14 protein-coding genes and 2 pseudogenes are annotated in these 14717 nt (G+C 49.3%); 14 read left to right on the top strand and 2 right to left on the bottom strand.

From position 1 onward, the window contains the following. The first annotated feature begins 87 nt into the window (after window positions 1-87). The 6 genes from ACLTD4_RS12420 (at window position 88) to hslO (ending at window position 4022) form a co-directional block, all read left to right on the top strand. Window positions 88-750 (top strand): VanZ family protein, encoded by a 663-nt coding sequence (locus ACLTD4_RS12420; protein WP_117620527.1) that lies wholly within the window; start codon window positions 88-90, stop codon window positions 748-750. A gap of 140 nt (window positions 751-890) precedes the next feature. Then, window positions 891-1199 (top strand): 50S ribosomal protein L21, encoded by a 309-nt coding sequence (gene rplU, locus ACLTD4_RS12415; protein WP_002603748.1) that lies wholly within the window; start codon window positions 891-893, stop codon window positions 1197-1199. A gap of 16 nt (window positions 1200-1215) precedes the next feature. After that, entirely contained in the window at window positions 1216-1506 is a 291-nt protein-coding gene (rpmA, locus tag ACLTD4_RS12410; protein ID WP_002603749.1) for a 50S ribosomal protein L27, read from the top strand. Window positions 1507-1801: 295 nt separating this feature from the next. After that, window positions 1802-2311: an SEC-C metal-binding domain-containing protein gene (locus ACLTD4_RS12405; protein ID WP_002603750.1), complete on the top strand. Its 510-nt coding sequence runs from the start codon at window positions 1802-1804 to the stop codon at window positions 2309-2311. 65 nt (window positions 2312-2376) lie between these two features. Then, complete coding sequence (locus ACLTD4_RS12400; RefSeq protein WP_055652988.1) at window positions 2377-3144, top strand: class I SAM-dependent DNA methyltransferase; 768 nt, start codon at window positions 2377-2379, stop codon at window positions 3142-3144. Then, entirely contained in the window at window positions 3141-4022 is an 882-nt protein-coding gene (gene hslO, locus ACLTD4_RS12395) for an Hsp33 family molecular chaperone HslO (protein ID WP_117620528.1), read from the top strand. Before ACLTD4_RS12400 ends, hslO begins: the two co-directional genes overlap by 4 nt. 174 nt (window positions 4023-4196) lie before the next feature. On the opposite strand, the gene ACLTD4_RS12390 is transcribed toward hslO, so the two are convergent. Then, the gene (locus ACLTD4_RS12390; protein ID WP_002603753.1) at window positions 4197-4394 is read right to left on the bottom strand and encodes a cold shock domain-containing protein; all 198 of its coding nucleotides are present in this window, start codon (window positions 4392-4394) and stop codon (window positions 4197-4199) included. A gap of 236 nt (window positions 4395-4630) precedes the next feature. Between ACLTD4_RS12390 and ACLTD4_RS12385 the strand changes: the two genes are divergently transcribed. Both ACLTD4_RS12385 and ACLTD4_RS12380 read left to right on the top strand, forming a co-directional pair. Then, on the top strand, window positions 4631-5176 hold the full coding sequence (locus tag ACLTD4_RS12385) for a DUF5662 family protein (RefSeq protein ID WP_117620529.1): 546 nt from the start codon (window positions 4631-4633) through the stop codon (window positions 5174-5176). A gap of 13 nt (window positions 5177-5189) precedes the next feature. After that, window positions 5190-5999, top strand: a complete 810-nt coding sequence (locus tag ACLTD4_RS12380; RefSeq protein ID WP_243008202.1) for a helix-turn-helix transcriptional regulator — start codon at window positions 5190-5192, stop codon at window positions 5997-5999. Window positions 6000-6033: 34 nt separating this feature from the next. Here ACLTD4_RS12380 and ACLTD4_RS12375 read toward each other — a convergent pair whose 3' ends face one another. Further along, window positions 6034-7131, bottom strand: a complete 1098-nt coding sequence (locus tag ACLTD4_RS12375; RefSeq protein ID WP_117620531.1) for a ribonuclease H-like domain-containing protein — start codon at window positions 7129-7131, stop codon at window positions 6034-6036. A gap of 240 nt (window positions 7132-7371) precedes the next feature. On the opposite strand from ACLTD4_RS12375, the pseudogene ruvA reads away from it, so the two are divergent. From ruvA to ACLTD4_RS12345, 6 genes and pseudogenes are all read left to right on the top strand, one after another. Beyond that, window positions 7372-7979: pseudogene (ruvA, locus tag ACLTD4_RS12370) on the top strand (Holliday junction branch migration protein RuvA). Window positions 7980-8000: 21 nt separating this feature from the next. Continuing rightward, window positions 8001-8996, top strand: coding sequence for a Holliday junction branch migration DNA helicase RuvB (gene ruvB / locus ACLTD4_RS12365; protein WP_055652983.1), 996 nt, complete (start codon window positions 8001-8003; stop codon window positions 8994-8996). A 116-nt stretch (window positions 8997-9112) separates the two neighbouring features. Continuing rightward, window positions 9113-9553, top strand: coding sequence for a cell division protein ZapA (locus ACLTD4_RS12360; protein ID WP_055652982.1), 441 nt, complete (start codon window positions 9113-9115; stop codon window positions 9551-9553). Window positions 9554-9623: 70 nt separating this feature from the next. Continuing rightward, window positions 9624-11863 (top strand): annotated as a pseudogene (locus tag ACLTD4_RS12355) (DUF3656 domain-containing U32 family peptidase). 6 nt (window positions 11864-11869) lie between these two features. Beyond that, window positions 11870-13198: an FtsW/RodA/SpoVE family cell cycle protein gene (locus tag ACLTD4_RS12350; RefSeq protein ID WP_117620534.1), complete on the top strand. Its 1329-nt coding sequence runs from the start codon at window positions 11870-11872 to the stop codon at window positions 13196-13198. Next, the gene (locus ACLTD4_RS12345) at window positions 13185-14612 is read left to right on the top strand and encodes a peptidoglycan D,D-transpeptidase FtsI family protein (protein ID WP_412331335.1); all 1428 of its coding nucleotides are present in this window, start codon (window positions 13185-13187) and stop codon (window positions 14610-14612) included. The genes ACLTD4_RS12350 and ACLTD4_RS12345 overlap by 14 nt, the downstream gene beginning before the upstream one ends. Window positions 14613-14717: the final 105 nt, after the last annotated feature.

Below are 14717 nucleotides of genomic sequence, written 5' to 3'. Positions count from 1 at the left end.
CAATATCGAACAGGTTGTTTTCATTTTAAGAAAATATGTTATAATTAATGGAATACAAAAAAGTTAAAAAAAGGAGACCACGAAGCCATGCTTAATAGCATCACAAATCTAATCCCATGGAACAGCATCTGGAATCCGTACACATTTCCGGGGGCTCAAACCATTGTGATGCTTGTAATCCTGGCAATGGTTGTAACCGTAAGTTTCACAGCACTATTTTTTGGCAGGAAGACAGCGGCAGGAGTTCTCAAAAAAGAATTGCTTCTTTACTGGCTGTTCACAATTTTCTCAGCCACGCTGCTGGCCAGAAAGGAGACAGCAGAACCGAGGATCAATATGGAGTTGTTCTGGACTGTCAGGTATGCGTGGGAACGGCACTCAAGGATACACTGGTTTTATATACTGGGGAATATTGCCCTTTTTATCCCGCTGGGGTACCTTCTGCCAATGAATGGAAAGATCTTTAAATACTCTCTGCTGACGGTTTTATTTGGATTTCTTTTGTCGGTGGCAATCGAAGCAACTCAGTATTTTTTCAGGTTAGGCCTGTGTGAGCTGGATGATATGTTTAACAATACGTGGGGCACACTTTTGGGATATTCGATCTACCGGCTTACAGTACCCGGATTAAGAGGGCAGTCCAGAATGAAAGAGATTCTGAACTTTGTCAGTAAATGTGGCTGCGCGCTTATAATTTTAGGGACAGTGATCCTGTTTTTTACATTACTTAAAATAAATCTGGCGGGATAGAATGTAAAACAGCCGGAATTTTCTTGACATATTAACCAAATAATGCTATCCTAACTAAGTATGTGCCGCTCAACAAGGTCCTAAGCGTCCGGCTTCCCGGACCACCGAAATTGGCGAGTAAAGAAAACAGGAGGTGCCATATGTACGCAATTATCGCAACAGGTGGCAAGCAGTACAAAGTATCAGAAGGTGACACAATCAAGGTTGAAAAGCTTGGTGTCGAAGCAGGAGAAACAGTAACATTTGATCAGATTCTGGTTGTGAACAACGGAGAACTGGCAGTTGGATGTCCTACCGTAGCAGGAGCTACTGTAACGGGTACTGTTGTAAAGGAAGGCAAAGCAAAGAAAGTCATCGTTTACAAGTATAAGAGAAAATCCGGCTACCATAAGAAGAATGGTCACAGACAGGCTTATACACAGATCAAGATCGATAAGATCAACGCTTAATAAGGGGGACTGACAAATGTTAAATATGAATCTTCAATTTTTTGCACATAAAAAAGGTGTTGGATCTACAAAGAACGGCAGAGACTCCGAGTCCAAGAGATTAGGCGCCAAGAGAGCGGACGGCCAGTTCGTTTTAGCCGGCAACATTCTTTACAGACAGCGTGGTACACATATTCATCCAGGCATCAACGTAGGCCGTGGTGGAGATGATACACTGTTCGCTACCGTGGATGGCGTTGTCAGATTTGAAAGAAAGGGCAGAGACAAAAAGCAGGTTTCTGTTTATCCAAGAACAATCAGCGAATAAAAAAGTAAAATCCCTGTGCTTGGCATGGGGATTCTTTCATTAAAAAAAGTTGGTATCTCCCGGTATAAAAAAATCCAGAATGGGAATTATAATACTATCAACAAAAGAAAAAAGAAATACTTATCCTCCCCTTTTTAGTGTGGAAGGCTGAAAAACCTCGAGTTTATGCAGCTTTCTGCACTTTTTTTTGATTCCGTGTCCAAATAATCAAAAAACGTTTTGCAAATTTGTCAAAGTTGTTATATACTGATTCATGGAGTATTACAGAAATAAGAGATAAAAGGATGGTTGAGCGATGACTATTTTAGAAAATTGGAGAACCCTGGCGTATGGCGATGGGCTGGATGATAAAGCAAGGGAAGAGTTATGGTCTAATTACTTCGTAGTGGAGAAAGGCATCTATGAGCAGATTCTCTCCGCGCCGGAGACTGTAGTGGAAGGAACTGTGAAGGAACTGGCTGAAAAGTACGGTACCGATGTTCAGACCATGACAGGATTTTTAGATGGTATCAATGAGAGCTTAAAGGGATATGAGAACCCGATCGACACCATGGACGAGGATACTGTTGTAAAGATCGAGATCGATCCGGAAAAGTTATATTACAACATGGTAGAGGCGAAAGCGGAATGGCTTTACGGTCTTCCTCAGTGGGAGCAGCTTCTTCCGGAAGAGAAGAAGAAAGAGCTGTACAAGAAGCAGAAAGCTTCAGGAACCATTGTAAAGGGACCGAAGATCGGAAGAAATGATCCATGTCCGTGCGGAAGCGGCAAGAAGTATAAGAAGTGCTGCGGAAAGAACGCATAGTAACGCAAACTGATACCCTGCATGTTATGTGCGGGGTATTTGATTGTTAAGAGGAGGAGATGCAGATGGAGGCCTATACCGGATTTGCAGAGGTGTACGATACCTTTATGGATAATATTCCATATGGAGAATGGTGCCGGTATCTAACCGGACTTTTAAAGAAATACGGCGTAGAAGACGGCCTGGTCCTGGATCTGGGATGCGGAACGGGAAGTGTGACGGAGCTCCTGGCCGAGGAAGGCTACGACATGATCGGCGTCGACAATTCCGAGGACATGCTTCAGATCGCCATGGATAAGCGCGCCGCCTCCGGGCGTGATATTCTATATCTGCTTCAGGATATGCGGGATTTCGAGCTGTACGGCACGGTGGCAGCCGTGGTCAGCATCTGCGACTGTATCAACTATATCCTGGAATACGACGATCTGGTGGAGGTATTTTCTCTTGTTAACAATTACCTGGATCCGGAAGGTATTTTTATTTTTGATTTAAACACAATCTATAAGTATGAAAATGTGCTTGGGGAATCTACCATTGCGGAAGACCGGGAGGAGAGCAGCTTCATCTGGGAGAATTATTACGATCAGGACACCATGGTCAATGAATACGATTTAGCCCTGTTTATCCGGATGGAGGACGATCTCTACCGGAAGTATGTGGAAACTCACTATCAGAAAGCCTATTCTCTGGACACAGTGATAATGGCACTTAGAGAGGCAGGAATGGACTTTGTGGCGGCTTATGACGCATTTACGGAGAATCCCATAAGGGAGGACAGTGAGCGTATCTACGTCGTTGCCAGGGAACGCGGAAAGAAAGAGGAAGAACGATGACGGATTATATTGTACGAGCCACAGCCGGAGACCATGAGGTCCGTGCATTTGCGGCTACAACAAGAGAACTGGTGGAACAAGCAAGGCTTGCCCATAATACGAGCCCTGTGGCCACAGCGGCCTTAGGACGCCTTTTAACGGCGGGAGCCATGATGGGTGTTATGATGAAGGGCGATGACGATTTACTGACCCTTAAGATACAGGGGAGCGGCCCGATTGAAGGCCTGACCGTGACCGCGGACTCTAAGGGCAATGTAAAAGGCTATGCCTTTAATCCGGGAGTCATGCTGCCGCCTAATGAGAAAGGCAAGCTGGATGTGGGCGGAGCCGTGGGAGAGGGCGTTTTAAGCGTGATTAAGGATATCGGCTTAAAGGAACCGTACGTAGGTCAGACAATTCTGGTCGGCGGAGAGATTGCGGAAGATTTAACCTATTACTATGCTACGTCGGAGCAGACGCCGTCCTCTGTAGCACTGGGAGTCCTGATGAATAAGGACAATACGGTGAAACAGGCGGGAGGCTTTATCATTCAGCTTCTGCCGGGCGCGTCGGACGAGATGATCGATAAGCTGGAAAAGAAGCTGGGCGAGATCACCTCCATTACTTCACTGCTGGATGAGGGGAATACCCCGGAGATGATTCTGGATCATATATTAGGGGAGTTTGGCCTTGAAATTATGGATAAGGTTCCGGCGGAGTTTACCTGCAACTGTACGAAAGAACGTGTAGAAAAAGCATTAATCAGTATTGGAAAGAAAGAATTAAACGAAATGATTGATGAGGGCGAGAGCATCGAGGTGAACTGCCATTTCTGCAACAGGCACTACAATTTCTCTGTGGAAGAACTGACGGATATCCGCGACCGTGCGGTGAGATAGGGTTTCATAGGGTAAATATCTCTGTGCAGTCAAAAAGAGCCATCCGAAATCGGGTGGCTCTGTCTGTAATCATGTAAAACAATCGTACTTCTTCCTTTATGTTATTTCAATCCACGCATGGGAAATTCGCAGTGGCGGTCACATCTTGAAAAAGGTACATCGCTAAGTCAATGATTAAAATTTGGTAACGTTTACTGCCTGAGGTCCCTTAGCACCATCGACTACGTCGAATTCTACGCTGGCGCCTTCGTCTAAAGACTTGAAGCCATCCATGTTCAGACCTGAGTAGTGTACGAATACGTCGTTACCCTGCTCGTCGGAAATAAATCCGTAACCTTTTTGGTTGTTAAACCACTTAACTGTACCTTTCATTGTGATACCTCCAAAATGAATAAAAAAATTATAGTATATTGAGCTGCAGCATCTCTGCAACTTCCCTAAGAATAGCATAGTTTGGGAAAGGTGTCAAACATTTTCAGCTTAAAAAAATAAGAAATCTAAAAAATAAAAGAAGAAAGAAATTATAGTGGCATAGAGTAGGAAAAGTGTGGTAAAATGGGAACGATTTGAAGCGTATTCTGCGCTTTTAAGAACAGATGGAGGCGGCCATGACGTTACATAATCTTTGGGGACATTTTCATACGATAACGGTGCATAAATTCAGAGTCATGAAGAATTGTTTCCGGGTAGGGCTTTATAAACAGGGACTCCTTCATGATCTGTCGAAATACGGTCCGGAAGAGTTTATTCCAGGGGTGATTTATTATCAGGGGACGAGGAGTCCCAACGCTGCAGAAAGGGAGGAGAAGGGCTTTTCGAAGGCGTGGCTTCACCACAAGGGGAGGAATAAGCATCATTACGAATACTGGATCGACTTTACGACAGATATGTCGAAGGGTCTGGCCGGCCATAAGATGCCGCTTAAGTACGTCATCGAGATGATGATGGACCGGATCGCGGCGTCCAAAACATATAAGGGGAAGGACTACACGGATGCATCCCCCTGGGAGTATTACAGCCATGCGAAGAAGTATATGGTCATAGCGCCGGAGACGGCCAGGCTGCTGGAAGAACTCCTTCTGATGCTGAAGGAACATGGAGAAGAGCGGACCTTCGCCTATATGAAGGCCCTGCTGAAAAATGGTGATTATTGATTGGGGGAAAGCTATGAAATGCAACATCAGCCGCACAAAGCGGTCTTATGAGTTTCACATGGCGGAAAGCCACTGGCATACGCATTACGAGTTTTATTATCTCTATTCGGGACACTGCAAGATATTTATCAACCATACGCTGTATTACGTCGAACCGGGGGATATTATCTTCTTAAAGCCGGGGGAGATACACCGGACCACATACCATTCGAGTCCGGTTAATGAAAGGGTTACCATCAGCTTTGACGGGGAATATCTCGACAGTATGAAGGAACTGTGCGGGGAAGAGAATGTGGAATATATTTTCCGCAACTCCAAGGTTACCGTTCCAAGTGGAAACCGGAGCAGAGTGGAAGAGCTGATCAGCCGGATCGAATATGAGGAGACAGGACAGGATGGATTTTCACCGCTCATGAAAAGAGGGTGTTTTTATGAACTTCTGGTGTCACTGTCCCGCTGTCAGGAGGCGGAGACGGATCATGGCCGGCTGGAACTGGGAGAAGAGACCATCGAGGAAGCTGCCAAATATATCTACGATCATTATCAGAATCCCATTACCCTGGAGGAGATGGCGGAATTAAGCCACATGAGTCCCGCCTATTTCTCCCGGAAGTTTAAGGCGGTCACAGGTTTTGGGTATAAAGAATATCTGACCAATATCAGAATACGGGAGGCGTCTAGACTTCTTCTCAATTCCGATTGCTCTGTCATAGAGATTGCAGACCGGTGCGGATTTGGAGACGGAAACTATTTTGGAGACGCGTTCAGAAAGGCGAAAGGCGTATCTCCGCGTGCATTCAGAAAGATGCAGGGGGGCGTTTGAGCGAACGCTCTCTCGTTTGCGCTCTGCCTCTCCTCTATTTACTGCACAGGTAATCCAGTAAATGGCGGACGTAACCGCCGTTACGTTCCTGTTCCGCAAACTGCCTGTCATCATATGGAAAGTATGTGATACGGTCCTTATACTCCTTTTGAAGAACCGGCTCAAAGATGGGAGCAAACTGGGGCAGATAGCAGCCGGCACGGCGTGTATAGCAGGTCTTTGCCGTTGCCTTGATGCGGGCTTCCCTGTCCACGTATTCTGCGACGCTCTTATGGATCGCCCGGTCCTCATAGATCAGGTAGTAATAATTTTTGTAATCAGGATAAAAATACTTAAGCTCTCCCTCATACAGATCGACAGAGGCCGTGAGCTGTCCGCCCTTCGCTTCGAGATCGGCCACGGAGGAGGAACGGGAAAATGGAACCGGCACGGTATAGTCGCTTTGGTAAATCAGTTTGAGGGAGTGATATTCCCGGCCGAAGAGATCGTTCCGTGTCAGAAGCTCCTGATCTACCAGCGTGAAGCCGTGCTCCAGATAGTCCGGATAATTGAGTATAGGCAGGATACCAGGCATCCCCCGGAGATCGTCGGCATTATGTAAGAGAAGCATGTCCAAAAGCACCTGTTCGTGCGAAAATAAATAATCCTTATATACTTCAATCAGCTGGCCGCCGGAGTAGATATCTTCCCGCTCGACGCCGAGAAACTGTTCGATGGCTTTCTGTTTCATGCTCTCCAGGCCAAGCAGGTTCCGGTAAGGGCGGATTTTTTTATAGATATCCAGACTCGTCACTCCGGAAAAATCGTAAGGCAGGTCGTAGGCGCGGCAGCGCTTTAAAAGATAAGGAATATCGAAGCCGTCCCCGTTAAAATGCACGACGATAGGGAATCGTTTCAGAAATTCAAAGAAGGTAGTAAGCACCTCTTTCTCGGCAGACACGGTGTCGGCAAACCACTGAACCAGGTTCCACCGGCCGCCCTCGTAATAGACGCATCCGACTAAATACAGGTTGGAATATTCTCCGGAAAATCCGGTCGTTTCTATATCAAAAAATAAAAGGTCTTCCCGCTTCCCGAGACGGTCCAAGGGGTATGTCTCAGGGAAAAGCGGTGTTTCGTGTATGGTAATCATCGTGATGTCTCCTGAAATCCGTTTTTATGGAGTCATTATATCATAAGGAGAAAATTCAGGAAAGACTTAAACCGGTCTTTTTAAGTGTGTATTTACCGGAAAAATGGATTCCTCCCAGGCTGTGAAGGGCAACCTCCGGACGGGAAAACAGAATATTTGTTCGATTAACTGCTTGCATATGAATACACGGTATGATATGATAAAAGGCAAAGCAGAGAAGAGAAAAAGGAGACTGAGCGCGTGATTTCTTATGTAAAGGGACCTCTGGTCGATATCTTTGAAGACACCGTGATCATTGAAGCGGGATACATCGGTCTGGAAATCCATGTACCGTTATCCGTACTGGACCGCTTGCCGGGCATTGGTATGGAGACGATTTTGTATACATATTTTCAGGTGAGGGAAGACGGGATGTGCCTTTATGGTTTCTTAAACCGGCAGGACTTACGGATGTTTAAGCAGCTGATCAGCGTCAGCGGGATTGGCCCGAAGGGGGCGCTGGGCGTCCTGTCGGCCATGACGCCTGATGATTTGAGGGTCGCTATTATTTCCGGCGACGCGAAGGCAATTTCCAGGGCGCCGGGGATCGGAGTGAAGACGGCCCAGCGGGTGATTCTGGATTTGAAGGACAAGATTGATATGGCGGAGGTTCTGCCTGCACAGTTTGCGGCAGCGGAAGGCCCCGGATATCAGCCGGAGGTGTGGCCAAAGAGGCGATCGAAGCGCTGGTTGCGCTGGGATATTCCCAGACCGAGGCGAACCGCGCGGTAGGCAAGGTGGAAGTGAGTGACGACATGACCTCCGAGGATGTCCTGAAGGCATCGCTGAAGCATCTGGCATTCCTATAAAAACAGCAGGTAGATGAGAAGATGGAACGAAGAATCATAACGACAGAAGTTACGGAAGAAGATAAGCGGATCGAGCCCAACCTCCGTCCGCAGAGTCTGAACGATTATATTGGCCAGGAGAAGCTGAAGGCCAACTTAAAGGTGTATATCGACGCAGCGAAGGCCAGGGGAGAATCCCTTGACCATGTGCTGTTTTACGGACCGCCGGGACTGGGGAAGACAACCTTATCCGGGATCATTGCCAATGAGATGGGCGTAAACATGAAAGTGACCAGCGGCCCCGCGATTGAGAAGCCGGGGGAGATGGCGGCCATATTGAATAACCTTCAGGAAGGCGATGTCCTGTTTGTGGATGAGATACACCGCCTTAACCGTCAGGTGGAGGAAGTCCTGTATCCGGCCATGGAGGATTACGCAATCGACATCATGCTGGGCAAGGATTCCGCAGCGCGTTCGATCCGCCTGGATTTACCCAGGTTTACGCTGGTCGGTGCAACCACCAGGGCGGGACTCTTAACAGCCCCGCTGCGGGACCGGTTCGGCGTGGTACAGAAGATGGAATTTTATACGCCGAAGGAGCTGGAGATTATCGTCTGCCACTCGGCTAAGGTATTAGAGGTGGAGATTGAGCCGGAAGGCGCCGCGGAGATCGCCAAGCGCTCCAGAGGTACGCCGCGGTTGGCGAACCGTCTGTTAAAGCGGGTTCGTGATTTTGCCCAGGTGAAGTACAACGGCGTGATCACGAAAGAGGTGGCAGATTTCGCACTGGATATTCTGGATGTGGATAAATTTGGACTGGATAACAATGACAGAGCCATCTTAATCACAATGATAGAGAAATTTTCGGGAGGACCGGTGGGGCTTGAGACGCTGGCGGCTTCTCTCGGCGAGGATGCAGGGACTTTGGAGGACGTGTATGAGCCCTATCTGCTGATGAACGGGTTTATCAACCGAACGCCCCGCGGCCGTGTGGCGACGGAACGGGCGTATCACCATCTGGGACTTGCTCTGGAATAGCTGCGAACAGGAAGAAATGTAAAAACTCAGTGCAGGAAAACACTTTGACATCCGTGTAAAATATGGTATATTATGATAAGAAAGCGATACAGCAAAAGATAACAGGAGAGCATGACATGGATACCAAGCACTATACCGAGGTTTTAATAGATGGAAGAATATATACTCTGGGAGGCACCGAGGATGAGGGCTACATGCAGCGTGTGGCCAGCTATATCAATGAGATGATCACAACGCTTAAGAGGCAGGAAGGTTTTACGAAGCAGAGTGCAGAGTACCAGACCGCCATGGTAGAACTGAATATGGCGGACGATTACTTCAAAGCGAGAGAGCAGATCGCGCAGCTGGAGCGGCAAAAGCATGAGATGGAAAAGGAAGTCTACAGCCTGAAGCATGAGCTGGTGACGACCCAGATGAAGCTGGAGGCCGCGAATAAGGAGCTGGCAGCAGGCAGAACCTCCAGACAGGCTGCATCTGCCGGGAATGCTTCGGAGAGTAAGAAGAACGCAGGTCAGACCGGCGGCACAGTCCGGACAGGCAGTGAGAATAAGGAATAAAATCGGGGGATGTCTCATGAGCAGGGAGACATCCCCTTATTATTAGAAAAAGCTTATAAGGGAGGATTACGTGAAACAGAAAAGAGTAGAGATTCTCGCTCCGGCGGGGTCATTGGAAAGTATGAAGGCAGCAGTGGCGGCAGGGGCCGACGCAGTCTATATCGGCGGCAGCAGGTTTGGAGCCCGCGCTTACGCGGATAATCCGGAAGAAGACCGTCTTTTAGAGGCGATTGATTATGCCCATCTCTATGGATGCAGACTGTACATGACCGTGAACACGCTCATGAGGAAACGGAGCTGGTAGATTTATATGCGTTTCTGGAGCCTTATTATATGCGGGGAGTCGATGCGGTTATCGTTCAGGATATGGGGGCGTTTGCGCTGATCAGAGAACGTTTCCCGGAATTGCCGGTCCACGCCAGTACGCAGATGACCATAACTGGAGTGTATGGAGCACGCCTCCTGAAGGAACTGGGCGCGGAGCGTGTGGTGACTGCCAGGGAATTGTCTCTGGAGGAGATTGCGGGAATTCACCGGGAGGTGGACGTGGAGATCGAAAGCTTTGTCCATGGGGCGCTTTGCTACTGCTATTCAGGTCAGTGTCTGTTCAGCAGCCTGATCGGCGGACGGAGCGGCAACCGGGGGAGGTGCGCGCAGACCTGCCGCCTGCCTTATGACGTGAAACGGGATGGGAAGACTCTGAATGGGAAGGACAGCCGGTATGTGCTGAGTTTAAAGGATTTATGCACCCTGGATCTCATTCCCGATATGATAGAAGCGGGAATCTACTCCATGAAGATTGAAGGCCGGATGAAGAGTCCGCGCTATACGGCCGGAGTGGTGGAAATCTACCGGCGCTACACGGACCTTTATCTGGAACGGGGACGGGCCGGTTACCGGGTGGATGAAAAGGACAGAAAGCGCCTTCTGGAGCTGTTTGACCGCGGGGGCCAGACGGACGGATACTACCGCCGCCATAATGGGAAAGATATGGTGGTATGGAAGGAAAAACCATCCTTCCGCGAAGGCAACCAGGAGCTGTTCGATTATCTGGATAAGAATTTTGTGGAAAAGCAGCTGCAGGAGCCGATCCGGGGAACGGTTGTCCTGGAGACGGGAAAGCCTGCATTGCTGGAGCTTTCCTGCGGAGACTGCCGCGTGTCCGTGTCCGGTGATCCCGTTCTGGAGGCTTTAAAACAGCCCATGGATGAAGCCAGGATCAGAAAGCAGCTGGAAAAGACCGGGAATACTCCATTTTACTTTGAAACTCTTACCGTTGAGCTTGCCGGGGAAGTCTTTCTTCCGGTGCAGTCTTTGAATGATCTGCGAAGAAGAGGGCTGGAAGCACTGGAAGACGCAGTGCTTAAGCAGTACCGCCGCGAGGCGCCGCAAGCGGTGGAAACAGTGCCGCAGATGGTGGAAACAGTGCCGCAGACGGTGGAAACGGCGGACGAAAAGAATCGCGGTACGTTGGAGACTGCCAACCGCAGAGAAAATGGTTTGGCGCGTATTTTCGTTTCCCTCGAGCGCCCGGACTGTCTCAGTGCAGGTCTCGATAATCCTCATGTGAAGCGAGTCTATGTGGATGCGGCTGAGTTCGGGCCGGAGCTTTGGAAAACGACGGTCTCGGCCTGTCACGACGCGGGAAAAGAGTGTATGCTGACGATGCCCCATATCTTCCGGACCGAGGCGGAACGGTATTTCGAACGCAGTCAGAAGGCTTTTTGCGAAGCCGGATTTGACGGAGTGCTGATCCGTTCCATGGAGGAGATCGGATATTTGAAGGAACATGGCCCGGAAATCCCCTGGGTTTTCGACTATGGGATGTATGGAATGAACGACAGAGCGGAATCCTTTCTTATGAAGATGGGTGCCGCAGAGCTGACCTGGCCGGTAGAATTAAACGAGAGAGAGCTTTCCCGGCTCTCCAAACCTGGTGAGTTGATTGCATATGGCCGTCTGCCCATGATGGTGACGGCGCAGTGTATTCACCAGGGAACGGAGAAGTGTGATAAAAAGCCGGGGCTTCTTATGCTGAAAGACCGTATGGGCAAGGAATTCCCTGTGAAGAATCACTGTGCATTCTGCTATAACTCGATTTATAATGCAGCGCCGGTATCCCTCCTGGGAATGGAGAAACAGATAAAGGCGCTGGCCCCGGCGGCGGTAAGACTTCAGTTTACCGTTGAGACACCGCAGGAGACGGCGGCGGTGATCCGGTGCTTTACAGACAGCCTGCTGTCGGGGAAACGGGTGGAACAGCCCTTTGGAGACTTTACAAGAGGACATTTTAAACGCGGTGTGGAGTAGGAGCCTATGGTGAATCTGATTGTCGATGTTTCCAGGTATTTGATGATACTGCTGATTGCGGTGTATACCTGGTTGAATTTCCGGTATTTTTCTTTCCGGGATGAAGGAAAACAAAAGAAGATATGCGGACGTCAGAACCGGTGCATGTTTCTGATTCATTTTCTGGCATACGGGATACTGTGGCTGAAAACGGGAGATGAGCGCATCCTCGCGTTTTATGTGGCGCAGGTGGTATTTTTTCTGTGCTACATTTACGTTTACCGCCTGTTCTACCACAATGTTTCACGTCTTTTGGTCAACAATATGTGTATGCTGCTCAGCGTGGGCTTTATCATTTTGACGCGGCTGTCCTTTGACCGGGCGCTGAAACAGTTTGTGATCGTGCTGGCGGCCGCGGTCATTACCTGGATTATACCGTTTATTATGGACCGGGTATGGCAGCTGTCGAAGATTCCGTGGGTCTATGGGATCCTGGGACTGATTCTGCTCGGCGTCGTGCTGATTACCGGAATTAGCAGCTATGGAGCTCAGCTTTCCATCGGAATCGGAGGCTTTACCTTCCAGCCGTCTGAATTCGTAAAAATCAGCTTCGTCTTCTTCGTGGCGACTATGTTTTACCGTTCCACGAAGTTTAAGACAGTATGTATGACTACGCTGGTGGCCGCCCTCCATGTACTGATTCTGGTGGCTTCCAAGGATTTGGGAAGCGCATTGATTTTCTTCGTAACCTACGTGCTGATGCTGTTTGTGGCTACGGGGAAATGGGTGTATCTTCTGGGCGGAGCAGGTGCGGGGACCGCGGCTTCGGTGTTGGCCTATCAGCTTTTCGATCATGTCAGGGCGAGGGTGCTAGCCTGGAGAAACCCATGGTCGGATATTGAAAATAAGGGATATCAGATTACCCAGTCCCTTTTCGCCATCGGAACGGGCGGATGGTTTGGCATGGGACTCTGTCAGGGAATGCCTGGGAAGATACCGGTGGTGGAAAAGGACTTTGTATTTTCCGCCGTTTCGGAGGAACTGGGAGGAATCTTTGCCCTGTGCGTTCTGTTCATCTGCTTTGGGTGCTTTCTGCAGTTTATGATGATTGCCAGCCGCATGAAAGCGGTGTTTTACAAACTGATTGCCTTTGGTCTGGGAACGGTCTATATCGTCCAGGTATTTTTAACCGTGGGAGGCGTGACGAAGTTTATTCCTTCTACCGGAGTGACCCTTCCCCTGATGAGTTACGGCGGAAGCTCTGTGTTCAGCACGTTTATTCTGTTCGGAGTCATGCAGGGGCTGTATATTTTAAAACAGAATGAAGAGGAAGAGAAACAATATGAAAAAGGCTGACCCGAATCCCAAGGCAAACCGCCATATTCTGATGATTACCTATGCGGTGGCGGCTCTTTTCGCAGGACTGGTCCTGTATTTTGCCTTTTTTCTTCAGATAAAAAGTGAAAATGTGATCAACAATTCCTACAACGCCCGACTCGACAGCTTTTCGGACCGGGTGGTAAGGGGAGAAATCTTAAGCAGTGACGGAAGAGTTCTGGCTCAGACAAATGTGGACGAGAACGGCGGCGAGACTAGGTATTATCCCTATGATTCCATGTTCTCCCATGTGGTTGGGTATTCTGCCAGGGGAAAGACCGGCCTGGAGGCACTGGGTAACTTTTATCTGCTGACCAGCCACGTGAACCTGGCCGAGCAGGTGATCAATGAGCTGTCGTCCGTTAAAAATCTCGGGGACAATGTGATCACGACTCTCGACGTAGACCTCCAGAAGGCGGCGTATGACGCTCTGGGCAGCCGGAAAGGGGCGGTGGTCGCTATGGAACCGGACACCGGGAAGATACTCGCCATGGTCTCAAAACCGGACTACAATCCCAATACGCTGGCTGCGGACTGGGACGCTCTCGTGGCAGGCGACAACAGCGAGGGACAGCTGTTAAACCGTGCCACTCAGGGGCTCTATCCGCCGGGCTCGACGTTCAAGATTGTGACGGCATTAGAGTATATAAGGGAGAATCCGGAGAATTTCAGGGATTACCGGTTCGACTGCAGCGGTTTTTTTCACTATGAGGATTATACGATAAAATGTTACCATGAGACGGCGCATGGCAGTCAGGACTTTGTCAGGGCCTTTGCAAATTCCTGCAACGGCGCTTTTGCGAATCTCGCCCTGACGCTGGATTTAGGAAGGCTTAAGACCACGGCGGATCAGCTTCTGTTCGATACGCCTCTTCCCATCGCCATTCCATACAGTCAGAGCGCCTATACGCTGACGCCGGACGGCGATACGTGGCAGATTCTTCAGACCTCCATCGGACAGGGACAGACCCAGATGACACCCATACATGGCGGCATGATCGCGGCAGCCATCGCAAACAGCGGCACTCTGATGAAGCCGTACCTCATCGACCACGTGGAAAATGTGGGCGGTGATGTCATTAAAAAATTTATGCCCCAGTCATACGGCAATCTGATGACCGCGGAGGAGTCGTCCAGTTTAACAGAGCTTATGCGGGCCGTTGTAACGGAAGGAACCGGTTCCGCGGTGCGTACGGATGCCTATACGGTGGCGGGGAAGACAGGATCGGCGGAATTTGACAAGGACAAGGAGACTCACGCATGGTTTATCGGATTTGCCCCGGCGGAGCATCCGAAACTGGTGGTAAGCGTGATCGTGGAGGAAGGCGGTTCCGGGGGAAAAACGGCCGCGCCAATAGCCAGATCGCTGTTTGATACCTACTTTTCGAGATGACAAGTCCCGTTTCACATGCCATGACAAGAACACTCTTGCATATAGGCTTAAAAAGAGGTATACTATACCCAGTCTGTGAGACACACCAAAACCGGAATCCCGGAC

This window comes from Hungatella sp. (assembly GCF_046966825.1).
The sequence above is the reverse complement of the archived record's forward strand: the minus strand, read 5'-3'. Positions and strand labels throughout refer to the sequence as shown.

Coding starts and splice junctions, on each gene's coding strand:
- ACLTD4_RS12420 (WP_117620527.1), top strand. CDS start 88: ATGCTTAATAGCATCACAAATCTAATCCCATGGAACAGCATCTGGAAT.
- rplU (WP_002603748.1), top strand. CDS start 891: ATGTACGCAATTATCGCAACAGGTGGCAAGCAGTACAAAGTATCAGAA.
- rpmA (WP_002603749.1), top strand. CDS start 1,216: ATGTTAAATATGAATCTTCAATTTTTTGCACATAAAAAAGGTGTTGGA.
- ACLTD4_RS12405 (WP_002603750.1), top strand. CDS start 1,802: ATGACTATTTTAGAAAATTGGAGAACCCTGGCGTATGGCGATGGGCTG.
- ACLTD4_RS12400 (WP_055652988.1), top strand. CDS start 2,377: ATGGAGGCCTATACCGGATTTGCAGAGGTGTACGATACCTTTATGGAT.
- hslO (WP_117620528.1), top strand. CDS start 3,141: ATGACGGATTATATTGTACGAGCCACAGCCGGAGACCATGAGGTCCGT.
- ACLTD4_RS12390 (WP_002603753.1), bottom strand. CDS start 4,394: ATGAAAGGTACAGTTAAGTGGTTTAACAACCAAAAAGGTTACGGATTT.
- ACLTD4_RS12385 (WP_117620529.1), top strand. CDS start 4,631: ATGACGTTACATAATCTTTGGGGACATTTTCATACGATAACGGTGCAT.
- ACLTD4_RS12380 (WP_243008202.1), top strand. CDS start 5,190: ATGAAATGCAACATCAGCCGCACAAAGCGGTCTTATGAGTTTCACATG.
- ACLTD4_RS12375 (WP_117620531.1), bottom strand. CDS start 7,131: ATGATTACCATACACGAAACACCGCTTTTCCCTGAGACATACCCCTTG.
- ruvB (WP_055652983.1), top strand. CDS start 8,001: ATGGAACGAAGAATCATAACGACAGAAGTTACGGAAGAAGATAAGCGG.
- ACLTD4_RS12360 (WP_055652982.1), top strand. CDS start 9,113: ATGGATACCAAGCACTATACCGAGGTTTTAATAGATGGAAGAATATAT.
- ACLTD4_RS12350 (WP_117620534.1), top strand. CDS start 11,870: ATGGTGAATCTGATTGTCGATGTTTCCAGGTATTTGATGATACTGCTG.
- ACLTD4_RS12345 (WP_412331335.1), top strand. CDS start 13,185: ATGAAAAAGGCTGACCCGAATCCCAAGGCAAACCGCCATATTCTGATG.